The 12025-nt window shown below is 58.5% G+C and carries 19 protein-coding genes; 6 read left to right on the forward strand and 13 right to left on the reverse strand.

The annotated features are described in order from the left end of the window. Positions 1 to 83: 83 nt before the first annotated feature. Complete coding sequence (locus tag DH08_RS00140; RefSeq protein WP_120018912.1) at positions 84 to 323, reverse strand: hypothetical protein; 240 nt, start codon at positions 321 to 323, stop codon at positions 84 to 86. An 836-nt stretch (positions 324 to 1159) separates the two neighbouring features. Between DH08_RS00140 and DH08_RS00145 the strand changes: the two genes are divergently transcribed. Further along, positions 1160 to 1513: a hypothetical protein gene (locus DH08_RS00145; RefSeq protein ID WP_246800615.1), complete on the forward strand. Its 354-nt coding sequence runs from the start codon at positions 1160 to 1162 to the stop codon at positions 1511 to 1513. Positions 1514 to 1888: 375 nt separating this feature from the next. Here DH08_RS00145 and DH08_RS00150 read toward each other — a convergent pair whose 3' ends face one another. Together DH08_RS00150 and DH08_RS00155 are read right to left on the reverse strand one after the other, a co-directional pair. Continuing rightward, positions 1889 to 2053, reverse strand: coding sequence for a hypothetical protein (locus tag DH08_RS00150; RefSeq protein WP_167481014.1), 165 nt, complete (start codon positions 2051 to 2053; stop codon positions 1889 to 1891). Between the two features lie 252 nt (positions 2054 to 2305). Then, complete coding sequence (locus tag DH08_RS00155; protein ID WP_246800616.1) at positions 2306 to 2527, reverse strand: DUF982 domain-containing protein; 222 nt, start codon at positions 2525 to 2527, stop codon at positions 2306 to 2308. Positions 2528 to 2532: 5 nt separating this feature from the next. Between DH08_RS00155 and DH08_RS00160 the strand changes: the two genes are divergently transcribed. The 3 genes from DH08_RS00160 to DH08_RS00170 all read left to right on the forward strand — a co-directional run bounded on the left by DH08_RS00160 (position 2533) and on the right by DH08_RS00170 (position 5214). Then, positions 2533 to 2784 (forward strand): hypothetical protein, encoded by a 252-nt coding sequence (locus DH08_RS00160; RefSeq protein WP_192177346.1) that lies wholly within the window; start codon positions 2533 to 2535, stop codon positions 2782 to 2784. Positions 2785 to 3368: 584 nt separating this feature from the next. Further along, positions 3369 to 4604: a hypothetical protein gene (locus DH08_RS00165; protein WP_246800617.1), complete on the forward strand. Its 1236-nt coding sequence runs from the start codon at positions 3369 to 3371 to the stop codon at positions 4602 to 4604. Continuing rightward, on the forward strand, positions 4591 to 5214 hold the full coding sequence (locus DH08_RS00170; RefSeq protein ID WP_192177329.1) for a hypothetical protein: 624 nt from the start codon (positions 4591 to 4593) through the stop codon (positions 5212 to 5214). The genes DH08_RS00165 and DH08_RS00170 overlap by 14 nt, the downstream gene beginning before the upstream one ends. A 7-nt stretch (positions 5215 to 5221) precedes the next feature. Here DH08_RS00170 and DH08_RS00175 read toward each other — a convergent pair whose 3' ends face one another. The 6 genes from DH08_RS00175 to DH08_RS00200 all read right to left on the reverse strand — a co-directional run bounded on the left by DH08_RS00175 (position 5222) and on the right by DH08_RS00200 (position 8298). Next, positions 5222 to 5677: a GtrA family protein gene (locus DH08_RS00175; protein WP_192177330.1), complete on the reverse strand. Its 456-nt coding sequence runs from the start codon at positions 5675 to 5677 to the stop codon at positions 5222 to 5224. Further along, complete coding sequence (locus DH08_RS00180) at positions 5655 to 6347, reverse strand: class I SAM-dependent methyltransferase (protein ID WP_192177331.1); 693 nt, start codon at positions 6345 to 6347, stop codon at positions 5655 to 5657. The genes DH08_RS00175 and DH08_RS00180 overlap by 23 nt, the downstream gene beginning before the upstream one ends. Continuing rightward, on the reverse strand, positions 6322 to 7365 hold the full coding sequence (locus DH08_RS00185; RefSeq protein ID WP_192177332.1) for a glycosyltransferase family 2 protein: 1044 nt from the start codon (positions 7363 to 7365) through the stop codon (positions 6322 to 6324). Before DH08_RS00185 ends, DH08_RS00180 begins: the two co-directional genes overlap by 26 nt. Before the next feature lie 197 nt (positions 7366 to 7562). Further along, on the reverse strand, positions 7563 to 7739 hold the full coding sequence (locus DH08_RS00190; RefSeq protein ID WP_246800619.1) for a hypothetical protein: 177 nt from the start codon (positions 7737 to 7739) through the stop codon (positions 7563 to 7565). A gap of 142 nt (positions 7740 to 7881) precedes the next feature. Then, positions 7882 to 8103, reverse strand: a complete 222-nt coding sequence (locus DH08_RS00195) for a hypothetical protein (protein ID WP_192177334.1) — start codon at positions 8101 to 8103, stop codon at positions 7882 to 7884. Between the two features lie 6 nt (positions 8104 to 8109). After that, complete coding sequence (locus DH08_RS00200; protein WP_192177335.1) at positions 8110 to 8298, reverse strand: DUF3606 domain-containing protein; 189 nt, start codon at positions 8296 to 8298, stop codon at positions 8110 to 8112. A gap of 182 nt (positions 8299 to 8480) precedes the next feature. On the opposite strand from DH08_RS00200, the gene DH08_RS00205 reads away from it, so the two are divergent. Further along, on the forward strand, positions 8481 to 8702 hold the full coding sequence (locus tag DH08_RS00205; protein ID WP_192177336.1) for a hypothetical protein: 222 nt from the start codon (positions 8481 to 8483) through the stop codon (positions 8700 to 8702). A 653-nt stretch (positions 8703 to 9355) separates the two neighbouring features. Here DH08_RS00205 and DH08_RS00210 read toward each other — a convergent pair. Then, a complete protein-coding gene (locus DH08_RS00210) occupies positions 9356 to 9541 on the reverse strand; it encodes a hypothetical protein (protein WP_192177337.1) in 186 nt (61 codons plus the stop codon). A 514-nt stretch (positions 9542 to 10055) separates the two neighbouring features. Between DH08_RS00210 and DH08_RS00215 the strand changes: the two genes are divergently transcribed. Next, positions 10056 to 10334: a hypothetical protein gene (locus DH08_RS00215; RefSeq protein ID WP_246800620.1), complete on the forward strand. Its 279-nt coding sequence runs from the start codon at positions 10056 to 10058 to the stop codon at positions 10332 to 10334. A 53-nt stretch (positions 10335 to 10387) separates the two neighbouring features. Here the strand turns inward: DH08_RS00215 and DH08_RS35925 are convergent, their stop codons facing one another. The 3 genes from DH08_RS35925 to DH08_RS37020 all read right to left on the reverse strand — a co-directional run. Then, positions 10388 to 10792, reverse strand: coding sequence for a hypothetical protein (locus tag DH08_RS35925; protein ID WP_246800621.1), 405 nt, complete (start codon positions 10790 to 10792; stop codon positions 10388 to 10390). A gap of 158 nt (positions 10793 to 10950) precedes the next feature. Beyond that, on the reverse strand, positions 10951 to 11622 hold the full coding sequence (locus DH08_RS00225) for a Crp/Fnr family transcriptional regulator (protein ID WP_192177338.1): 672 nt from the start codon (positions 11620 to 11622) through the stop codon (positions 10951 to 10953). A 98-nt stretch (positions 11623 to 11720) separates the two neighbouring features. Continuing rightward, on the reverse strand, positions 11721 to 12025 hold a 305-nt coding region (locus DH08_RS37020; protein ID WP_345892317.1), incomplete at its 5' end, for a hypothetical protein.

Genomic DNA, 12025 nt, shown 5'->3' on the forward strand with positions numbered 1-12025 from the left:
GCAACGAGCAAACCAGGATCTGTCTACATCACCACGATGTCTTCCACGGTGACGCAGTGCCACGTGAAGGCGCGTCGTCGTGACTAAATGCCGAGCATCTTCTTGGCTTCGTTGAGCGCAGCCTCTGATCCTGCATGATCGCCGGCGGCATGCAATTTTTCGCCTTGGGCACGCAGTTCTTTGACCTTGGTCATGTCGGCCTCCGCAAGGGTCGCGGTCGGCAACGCCGCATCAATCGCGGCCATGATGGTCGGGCATGAATTCGCAAAGGCGGCTGCTGGGATGACCGACAAGAAAAGCGCAAGCGAAATTGAACGTAACATGGCTGTTCCTCCCTGCCGGCCCCGGAAGGCATAGCATCGACGACCGGCACGCCAATAATATAGGGCAGCACCCGCTACGGCAATCACCATGCCGGAACGCAGGCCTCATTTCTGAAGGACTCGCGCCTGCTCGATCAATTTCTTCATGATTGCAAGGTCGGTTGCGCCCGGGAAAATCTGGTCGTCGACGACGAAGCCCGGCGTTCCGCTGATTTTCAGCGCCTGATCAGTTTCGCATTCTTGTCTATCGCCGCCTGGATATCCGGGTGCTGCATATCGGTCCCGGCTGCAAACACGGAACACCGCAGCCGCCTCGCGTCATCAAACACCTATTTTACCAGCCTATGTCGTCTCACCGGTTGGTCGGCATTGGAGCACAATAGACCGGTATATTGTTTGGTAGTGATGTGGCTTCGTTAGGCTCGCACTTTTATCAATACACGATCGGCGCCCGCTGAAGCCGCCTGTGCCGCGACACCGACCGCGAAAGCCGCCCCGAACAACGTATCATGCCGGGGTCCGCAGGCTGAGAATCAGCAAGTCTGGCGACGGCGGCACAAAGCACCATCCGACGGGACGGCTACTCCTTGCGAATTGCTCCATTAGTATTATCTAATATGATAATTCGTGGTCGTGCAGGAGCCGACCGAAGCCTGGGCCGTAGTTGATGCTGATCGTGAACGTGCCGGCGGATTTCGCTAACCAATGCCTCATCGGCCGAATGGGTCTCGGCAAGGTGCAATCAACAAACGAGTCCTGAATCTTGATAGGCGGACAAGCGAGAATGCCCTGTCGCGCTCTAGGGAAGGAGACCGCAAGCCATGCACACTATCAGGATGCTCACCGCCGCCATGCTTTTTCTCCCCGGTCTGGCCTCCGCGGCCGACTTACCGCAATTGGATGAACGGCAACTGGTGATGCCGGTCAGCCACGGTATTTCGCCGGCCGACCGGTCGACCGTCAACCGCTGCAATTCGGCAATCGCAGAATGGGCCGCGCAATACAATCCGGTTGCCGTCGAGACCAGCCTGACCGAGCCGGTGCTTCAACGCGCTGGCGGTGTGCGGATTGCAACGCTGTTCGTCGAGATCGACTACCTGCGCAAAGGTGGCGTCGAGCCACGCTCGGCGACCATCGCCTGCACGGTGGCGGCGGACGGCCAGGTCAGTGTTGAACTTAAGGAAGGATAGAACCGGCGCAGATTGTCGTCCTGCGCCCGTGAACGCGCCATAAGCCACCCGCCGGTGGAGGCGCAGCGCGTGGCGCGGCGCACCTCCGCTGATCATCGGCGCAAGGTTGAAAAGCCGTCGGTTAGCCGTGGTTGCGGGATTGCGAGGCCAATGCCCGCGTCAGGCACCTGTGCGAAGCTTCTTATTCACAGGTGGCCTTGGCGCTTTGGGTTTCGCATCCGGCTCTCCCGCAGGTTGCGGATTTGCGGCTTCCTGAGCTATCCGCGCCTCGCGCAAACGGGCCGTCTTAGCTTCGCGCGCCTTGCGCTCCAAGTCTATTATCTCTTGGGCTATTTGGCTCTAGCGTCTCGATCTGTGTCGATCCTTGTCGCCACGTCAGCCCTCCGCCTTGAAGTTCTTGGCTTCCTTCTCGGCTTTGGCCTTGCCGTGCTTTTCAGCAAGATCCTTAGCCTGCTGAGGCGAAACGTCTGTGATTTCCGCTAAATGCATTGCCTCCTTGTCAGAGAGGCGGTTGTCCTTCTTGCCTTGTTTGGTAGCCATGTATGAATCTCCTCGTTGTTGGAGACCTAACGGGCTGGAGGTCAGAGCGTTCCTAAGGAACGCTCTGCCTGGACATCGCTTGGAAGCAGGAGGTGCCCCATGCCCAACTTCCGCTTCGAGATCGTCGGCTTCGGCAAGACCACGACATTGGAGGAAGAGCTTCCCAGCGCCGACCTGGGAATTCTAACGCTCGCTCGACCACTCTGAAGCAATTTCAGGATGGTGGCACTCAACGTCACCTCGTCTCCAATATTAAGGTTTCAGCCGGGACCATAGCTCGTCAAGCATTTCCAACGCAGCGCTTGGCTTTGCCGGTTTGAGCAGCCCTTGTTCCGTTGCGGCCTTTTTGAAGGTGGCAAAAGCTACCGCAGGGCGGCAAATCCCATTCATTGCGTCGTTCACCAACCGCACGGCCGCGCGATAACCTGCCGCTTCCTTATTCTTCCACCGACCGCCAAGCGCTTTTTTTGGCATCGGAGATGGATGAAACCACCATCGTGCCGCCGTCTGCAAATTTGATCGCTATAGGGAGAACCTGGGTCATGGGGTTTCACCACCCAAACCATTCTCTTGTTCGCCACAGCAATCCGACGAACGGCGCCAGCAAGAGAAGAGCGGCGACCAAAACCACGATGGGATTCCTTGTCGGAAGCGGCTTGAATTTGGGCATTGCAGAGGATTTGGCTATGGACATGTCTGGTTCATTTCCTTGTTGGAAGCCTGCCCGATAGCTCCGAGCGAGATTTGCTTGCGAGCTACATATTGCTAGCCGGTCGGCTCGGGGGCCGTGGTCTGTGCGCGGACAGTTGGCGAGGCCTTAGCGGGATGTCGACGAGGGAAGTGCGTATCGGCCTGAGGGGCGGCGCTGGTGAAGTAGCCGCACGCCGGCGCAGCAGCGCAGCTGACAATTTGCCAAGCAGGTCTCGTATTTCCATGGGCGTTCTGCTCCTTGGAGCGCCCCCCGCCGAGCGTTGTCTAGCACCAAGCGCCGACCATCTGCATTTAACTTTGACATATACCTACCGGAGGCCTGCAGTGTTCGCAGCAACGGCTGGAGGTTGGTTTTGGCGAGATGTGTGAGCTAGATCCAGTCCCGCACCGGGCACAATGGGCGTGTTGGGGCCTCAGAAGCGCAGAAATAGACGCGAGATTCAACGAGCGCCCATCGCTGCACTCATCCCGACCCCCAACCGTTAGAAATCGCTAATGTTCTACTTGACGATTTCGCCGTCCACTCCAGACTCTTGAAAGGCTCGAGGCATCGGCCACCGTCGATCAGGATCCGACAGGGAATGCAAGCGCATCCGGCTTAGAGATGGGCAAAGGTAGGACGAACAATCTCGCCACCGTCATCAAAGGCACCGGCCATGCGTCTTCGGTGACGGACCAAGCGAAGCATTTCGAGATTTCCCACGACAGGCGGTCGATCCTAGAGGCGCCAGCCGTGGTGGCTGTGCCGCTCCTGTTCGCGATCAGTGGGATTGCCATTCGCTATGCCGCTTTTGCTTCGGTGACGGCAGAACCAGGCTTCGAGTCTTATGCTCGCGCGCTCTGTCGATGGGATTGCCACTGGTATGTGGATATTTCCGAACGCGGATATGAGAGCTTTCCCATTCCAAATCAGAGCAATGTCGGACGATGGGGCTTCTTCCCATTGTATCCCATGCTGGTAGCGGGGATCCGGACGGTTTTCCCTTTTCCTACAATACTGGTGGCAACGATTACCTCGATTGCCTGCAGTTACGCCGCGTGTCTGATAGCATGGCCGCTGCTCGAGAAGAATATGCGGGCCTATGTGCTTTATTGCGCCTTTCTGCTTAGCGGCCCATTCTCCTTCCATTTCACTACGTTCCTTACTGAACCCCTTTTTGTTCTCCTGACTTCGTGCGTTTTTCTGGCCCTCAAACGCACCAACTACTTGGTCGCGGGCATCTTATCCGCGCTCCTGTCGGCAACGAGGCTCGTTGGGGTCCTTGTCGTTTTTGCGACCGCCATTCAAATGTTCCAGCAGCATCGCGCACAGGATGGCACGACGCTTTCCTTCCCACTCTGGCTGCTCGGCCGACCCGATTTGCTCGTGGCCATCTTGATCTCGCCTGCCGGTTTGTTCGCCTACATCCTGTTTTTGTATCTCACTGTCGGGGATGGCTTTGCATTCTTGCATGTCCAACGCGCGTTTGGACGTGTGGCGGGCAATCCGCTCCTCTTTCTCTGGGATGGCCTCTCTGCTGTTCCGACTACCGGATGGCTGCCTACCGCGCCGCAATGGAGCGCACTCGCGGCGCTCACCGGACTGGCGCTGTCAGTCGTTCTGGCGGTTCGCGGGCAATATGGCGCCGGGCTCTTCTGTGCGGTCTGCATCATCCTGCCACTGATCACCAACCTGGCCTCCATGGTCAGATACGTCGTTGGGCTTGCGCCTCTGATTGTCTTGACGGCCATCCTGTTGTCGGCGTCGAAACTGACTTGGCTCGCCGCTTTGGTTCTGTTCCTGAGCGCTTGCTATTTCATGACGGTGGCATGGATTGGAGGCTACCTTGCCCTGGTCTGACACCCTGGCCCCCTATCGACGTGCTGGCTCGTTTGGCGGCTACATGGTCGCGGCGGTTCTGGCCGTGTCCGAAATCGTGATCCTCGCGCTGGCTCTCCATCCGGACGTCAACGCCGACTATCGTGCCTATTACATCGACCGGACGACGACATGCCTCAACAGAGATGCCCTCGGCAGCTACACAGTTGGCCAGAGAGTATCCTTCCGGTCCGACGGCGCCAAACTGGCAGCCGGAATGATAGTCTGTGGCTGGTCGGGGCCGGTCGCCGACGGCACCCATTCGCTGGGCGAGACCTCGCGGCTTCGCTTGGAGATACCGCCGCTACGCGACGGCCTTACAGCAACACTACAAATGGCCGCCGTCATTCGTCCGCCGCAGATGTCACAAAGGGTTCTGATCTCGGTGAACGGCATTCCGATACATAAGGTGACATTGTCTGGCAAAGAACCGACGACGGTCTCGTTCGTCATTCCGCACGCGGCCTTTGCGAACGCGAAGGCGCTCGACATGGCCTTCGACTATCTCGATGGGATTCCGCCAAGCGCGGCCGCCAGCAACATCTACAAGCGGTCCATCAAGTTGGTATCGTTCCGGCTCGACGCCGCCTAGATAATAATCAAGCGGAGCGATTGCCGTGCCGACCAAGCCTGCTCTCGGCAAAGACCCACCGGTCGAGCACGAAGAAATTGACCGCCGGGACGAGCAAGCAGGTAACCACCACAGGGACGATGAGGGGCAGGCCCAGCTTCACCGTCAACAGCGCTGGCGCCCCGTAGGCGATGGCCAAGCCTGTCGCCGCCAACACAAGAAAACGCGGAGCCTCAGATTGATGCGGTCCGCCCGACACGAACGTTACGGATTTGTGAGCCAAATACGAGAACAGAGTGGCCGCGGCGTATGCAGCAAGCGAGGCCTGGATGGGCGTGAAGCCGATCCGTTCCGATTTGGTGAGAATGGCAACCAATGCAGCATACAGGATTGTGGCGGCGATGCCGACCAAGCCGAAGCGCGCCAAAAGCCTCAGGGCGCCGCCACGAACAGGCCGATGCTCAGACAAGCGCACTACACGCATATTGTGCTCCCAGCGGCAGGGACGCGAGCGCGCGCTCGACTTTTCTGGCGAACGGCCTGGCTGACGGCAACAGCAGGAAGTGCTCGGATCGGATGTTCCTGAAGCCTGCTTCTTGAAAGAGGGATGCTGTTTGGGCTGCGCTGAGCAGGACCGCGTCCTGGTCGAATGGACACCGAAACACCGCGAGACGCGTCAGCGGATTATAGGGATTGTGCTCAATGATGCAGGCGACGCCGCCCGGCCGCACGACGCGCCGCATCTCCCGAAGGAATTCGAGCCATGAGGCGGGTGGAACATGATGGACGACGCAACTGGCGAAAGCCATATCGAACGCGCCATGGTCATATGGCAAGTTCGGCGTGTTGCAGGCCCTGTAGGAGACGTGTGGATTGTCCTGGCTGGCACGCAGGATCGATTCTTGCGAGATATCGCAGCCATCCAGGCAGTCGAAAGCGCCTTCGAGATAGGGATGGAGCGAACCGACGCCGCAGCCGACGTCTAGCGCCCGCACACCCGAGCCGCCGTGACGAAGCTCTCGCTCGACAACAACGCGTCGCAGCAGGTCGGCCTTCGCCATTAGAAAGAAGTCGTGCTTGAGGCCGGAAAACCCGATTGAACCTTGGACCGCCTCGCCATAATTCAATCTATAACTGTCGAAGAGTTCGGACATTGGCCGAGATCCCATTCCGGGGTTTGCGAAATGATCGGCGGCCCTCACCAGGGGCGGCACGCATCGCTTCGTCGAAGCCGGTGAGGCGATCAATCACGTAAAGGGGGCGGCGTTTGACCTCGGCGTGAATGCTGCCGACATAGAGTCCGACCACGCCGGTCATGAAAAGATTGATACCGCACAGGAGCGACACGATCACCACGGTGGAAGTCCAGCCGGCAATAATGCCGGTTTCGAAGATCCAGGCGAAAATGGCATAAGCGCCAAAGACTACGGCAAGCGTCGAAATGGACAAGCCGCCCCAGAGCGCCAGACGAAGCGGTTGCTCCGAGAAGCTGACGATGCCGTGCACGGCAAGGTGCACCATCTTCCAGAACGGGTATTTGGTCTGGCCAAGGGTCCGCGCTGGGCGTTCGAAAGGCACCGCGGTTTGCTTGAAGCCCATCCAGCCGAACATGCCCCTCACGAAGCGATCTTGTTCGGGCATCTGCCTAAAAGTTTCCAGCGCTTTGCGTCCGACCAGGCGGAAATCACCGACGTCGCGCGGGATGTCGACTGACGTCATCTTCTCGAGCAGGCGATAGAACAGACTTGCCGTGAAGCGCTTGAACCAGGTTTCGCCCTCGCGCTTGACGCGGCGGGCATAGACAATCTCGAAACCTTCCTTCCACTTCGCTACCAAATCGAGAACCACCTCGGGTGGGTCTTGAAGGTCGGCATCCATGACGATAACGGCATCCCCCTCCGCGGCGTCCATGCCGGCTGTGATCGCGATCTGGTGCCCGAAATTGCGGGAAAGCTCGATCAGCCGGAAACGAGGCTCGCCGGCGACAACACGCCGAAGGTAACTGACGCTGCCATCCCGGCTTCCGTCATCAACGAAAATCGCCTCGGTCTCTCCGTCTAACTGGTAAATCAGCGACCTGATCCGCTCGACCAGTCGAGGCAGCACCTGTTCTTCATTGTATATCGGCAGGACCAGCGAGTAGCGCGGCATCGACGGAGCATTCACCCCCATTCTGATGCCTTGGACCACAGAATCTCGCATGCGTTTGAAATGAAACGAGCGCCTCAAAGTTCCATAAGTCATTCCTAAATTAGAGAAATTTTGTAAATGCGGCTCGTCGGTGCGGAGAGGCCGCGTTGCTCGCACAATCAAGTGGTCGACGATCTGGTGCCCGCAGTCGCGCCCGAGGCATCCGTCGGTTGGCGGTTTCACCCCGCGAGACCGCCTTCACGATGTTCGACTGCGTGGATGATCGCTTCATAGACGCTGCCAATCTCTTCATCGATCTCCTGAATTGCGATGCCTTCGGCATCGGCAGCCCGCATGACCTGGTCAGCCATATCGATCACCAGCAAGCCAGGGTCATCAATCGGTCCGTCCGGCATATGCTCGGAAATCCATTTGTATATGAACTCGAGGCCTCGGGTGCTCATGAGGTTGCAAGATTGCACCTGGCTATTCCGTTGTGCTTGACGGGCTCGCTATGTCGCCTGCCGCCGATCGGCGGCCCGAGGTCTGAAAGCTTGGTCATTTTGCGAAGTCGACGATCTGAAGATTTTCGTCCAGACTGAATTCGTGAATGCTTCCGGCTTCGTCGATCACCCGGAACCAGTGCCGCTGCTGCACTGCCCTTGGATAGACCACCTTTCCGGTTACCGCTTCGACAGCGGCGAGAGCATCATACGCATCCGTATCCAGCGAACTGACGACCTCTTCGCCATAAAGCTCGTCGACATGATAACGCACCATGGCCGCCTACCTCTTGCCTAGCTGTTCAGCTTCACGCTCCAGCGTCTCACGATTGTTGCCGTGCTTCTTGATGAGTTCGCGAACCTCGGGGACCGTGAGGCCGAATTTGCTGGCGAAATAGCCGACCTCATATTCTTCGTCTCCGGCCACGCGATCTCGGTCACGGAAGTCGCGCTTGCGTTTGTCGTCAGCCATTTCGCATCCTCCTTTTTGAATCTTGTTATGTTCACGCTAGCTAATATAAGCCGGTGACCCAGACTCGGTTCCATGCGAAGGCGGGCAGGCGAGGCGCCGGCTTCCGCCTTATTGATGATGCTGTGTTTCTTCGTTTCAGTGCGACAATTCGGGAGCAAGTTCGGGTGCCGCGGGAGGGTGCCATGCGAGAATTGCCATTCGACGTCGATGCAGATGCCGTGATTGAAGTCGGCCGATATCTGGATGGTCACGCGAAGACCACCGCAGTTTCGATATCTGAAGCGCTCCGTGTAATCAGGCGTCACGTCAACAAATCGCGCGTCGGCGACAATGGTTTGGAGGAACTGATTGTACAAAGCGCCGCAGCCAGAAAGCTTGCCCTTTTGTTGGACAACCACAATTAGGGGCGCGGGCTTGCCGGCGCATTTTATAGCCTAAGAACAGCCACAGGACGCGCCAGGACGCGCGGGCGCTTCCCTGCTGAAGGACAGCGGCCGGCCGAAGCGCGCGCTGGTGAGGCTCGTCACGGAACGACAACAACCAACGCGCGGTGACCCGACCCACAATGGATCATTTGCCGCTGGCACCAGAATTGCAGTGTCAGAAGCGCCGGGTGTTGGGGCCCGGCAATTGGGGCGGTTGGGGGCCTCGCCGCTTCGCGAATGGAGCGGCGAGGTTTTTCATTCAGCTTACTGCCTTCAGGCGGCCCGGCAACCGAGCTACGGCACCAAGCGGCAATAGACGGTCGCCACACAGCGTTTGCCCAGTATCCACAGGCGACGGGCCGATCGGTAAAATTGTCCGGGTTCCGTTAAGGTCTTCCGCATTAGCGCCGGCTCATGGTCTCGATGTTGCCTAGCAACGAAGCCCGCTGCCGCCCCAACAGCCCACCCCCCCCAAGGCAGCGGGCTTTTTCCCTTCGCATTTTCAAGCGGCTTATGTTTTCGGGGTTTGCAACAAGCGAACACGCGACCAGCAGAAACAGGGCAAGGCCCTCCGCGAAGAGGCCGCCAAATGGCTTGTGCGCATCGCAGCTGCCGCCAAGACGCGGGCCTTCCTAATTCTCCGCGTGGCTGAAGACGACAGCGCCGTCGTCCTTGCGAACTTCAACGGACACAATCCCATCGTCGCCCTTTCGAGTCTGGAACATGGAGATTGCATAGTCTTTTGCGACCTTCTCGGCGTCGAAAGTCATCTTGTCGACGATGCCCTGTCTTCCATACCAGATGACAGTGTAGGCCATTGTGGCTCCCCTACATTCCGCCGAAGCATATAGGCGTCCGGCTTGTCACGCCACTTTGGCACCAGCCGCCGCCAGGCGGGCAGCTTGCGCCCACAGGAACGTGCCAGGAGGCGCAAGGCGCGTCTCGATCAGAACGCGCGCTGGCGGGGCTTCCTTGTGGCGGTTCCATCAAAGTTGAACGATCGGCACAGCGCACTGGAAAGCACGTGTGGTAACCGTTGATTCAACCATTGCTGGTATATTGGCAGAGTGGCGGCTCCGACCGGCTTGGGGGCTGGATTTTAGCCGGAGCCGCCTGCGCAGCCAGGGGTAGTATTTGACCGCGCTGTCTCAGAATAGGACAGCGCGGTCTACGATTGGTTAATTCAGCCACAGCTAACGGAACGACCCTGCGATATTGAATCAAATTCAATCTTGCGGGCGTTCCTATGCCTAAGCGTGCCGGCGGGGTCCGGTTGTCGTTCATTCCTCCGCTGATGCCAACCTTGGTCGAGAAACCTCCCGAGAATACGAATTGCTCGGCGTCGAGCGCGAAGCCGGCAAGCCCGCCTTTGCCCTGATGGCCGAGCGCGGCACCGGCCGCTGTGTCGGCTCCGCGTTCATCACCTTGAACCGGGAAATGCGCGAGCGTCTCTGGGAGCGCGTGCAGGAGCACGCTGGCACGGCGCCGAAGGGCATGAAGAGGTCGGTGACGCAATGGGTCAAGCCGGGGCTGATCGGCCGTGTGAAGCACCTACGGGGCGAGGAAGTCCTTCGCCATGCCTCGCTGCAGGATTTCCGCGAGGCGGATTGAAATGGCCGACGCAAACGGTCGACCACTGCGGCAACAATTTGGGATGCCGCCCGTTACGGCCGGTGTTTGTTTCGAGTGGCGACGGCATCCAGAAACGCGCGTGCAGCGGCGTCGCATGCCCGTCTGGAAGGTCCGTTGGCATCAACGATAATCTCCGCCGACTTTAGCGGCAGGCCGTGCTTCTCGGCGAACAAGGCAGGATCGTAGGGTTCATTTTGAGACTCAGGCTCCGCGATTGCGAAGCCGTTTTTGCATTGCCCATTTACTTGTCTCATCATCAGGTCAAGTACGTCTGGGTCAACATCGTCAAGGCCAGTCAACTCGCGCACCAGGGTCATGGCGTGACCACGCCAACGATCTTCGGGGATTCTCTCTTCGCTGACGGATTTTTTGAAGGCGCTACGAAGAATATCGAAATCGAACGCCGATACCCTGCACTCTGGATGGTGTTCTGCCATTTCGGTCTCCACGTCAAAAGGCGGGAGCACCTGAGCCCACCACCTTCTACGGCACACGGTGGCATCCGGAGTTCAGCAACCCAGGTCGCAACGCTCCCCGGAGGCCATTATGAGCGATAGCAGGATCCAGCCGACGTGGCTGTTCCGTATTGAACAGGTCAGTCGTCCTGCCTCCTGAGATGTGGGTTGTCATGCAGGACCACATTCAGCAAGGAGTTATGGACCACCAAGTCTCCATTGTAGTGGATGAATCCTAGCCTGCGGAATTTGTTCATGAAAGTGCTCACGCGCGACCTGGTAGTGCCGACCATCTCCGCGAGAGTCTCCTGGCTTACCTTCGCGAGGACGGGCTGCGGCTTTCCCTCGGCGCCGAAGTTCGCCATCAGCAGGAGCACTCTCGCCAAACGTTTTTCACTCGAATTGAAAAGCTGGTCGACCAGGTCTTCTTCGACGCGCGCGTTCCTCGCTAGGAGGAATGCCATGAACATCGCTGAGAACTTCGGCTCGACTTGGAGCACGCGCATGATCGAAGCCTTGTCAAGCCGCATGACGACGCTGTCTGTGATTGCCGCCACCGTTGCCAACCGCAGCGGCTGCCCGGTCAGGCAGCCTTCTCCAAAGAAGTCTCCATTCCCAAGGAGCGCGATGACCGCCTCCTTGCCCTGCTCGGACACGACGGAGATTTTGACCTTGCCCTCTTGGATATAGAAAACCGAGTCAGCTGGATCGCCTTGTGAAAAGACCTTCTCATTTTCGCGATACGTCGCCACGGTCCTGCCACTGTCCACGGTGTGCAGGAAGACGTCTACATCGAAAGGAGGCTTAGCCATCGCCGTTTGTCCAAAGGTAACAAATAAACACCAACCCCGAATTCCTTCAAGCGGCTGCAATCTCGCGTTTCGGCGGGAACCTGGCGGTCGATTCCAAATTAACGGTTATGACCACTCGCGGAAGAGAGTTCTTGGAACGGTGGCTTGCCGACAACCTGCCCGACCTCGCCGGCGCCGACGACGTCATCTCGGCGGGCAAGGCGACCGACAAGCTGTTTGCTGATGCTCACCGGCAGGGAATTGAGGGCGCAGAAATCGTGGAAGAGACGGGCACGGGTAGCGTCTATGAAACGATCCTCGACGCCGTAGTTCATTACCATGGCCCACGGTTGGCGGGGGAAGAACCGGGCTAGCATCATATGAAAGCCTACCGGGTCGAACAGGTGGGAACCTTTGCGAGCAA

Origin of the sequence: Mesorhizobium amorphae, from assembly GCF_014843845.1 — a bacterium.
GTDB classification, from domain to species: domain Bacteria; phylum Pseudomonadota; class Alphaproteobacteria; order Rhizobiales; family Rhizobiaceae; genus Mesorhizobium; species Mesorhizobium amorphae_A.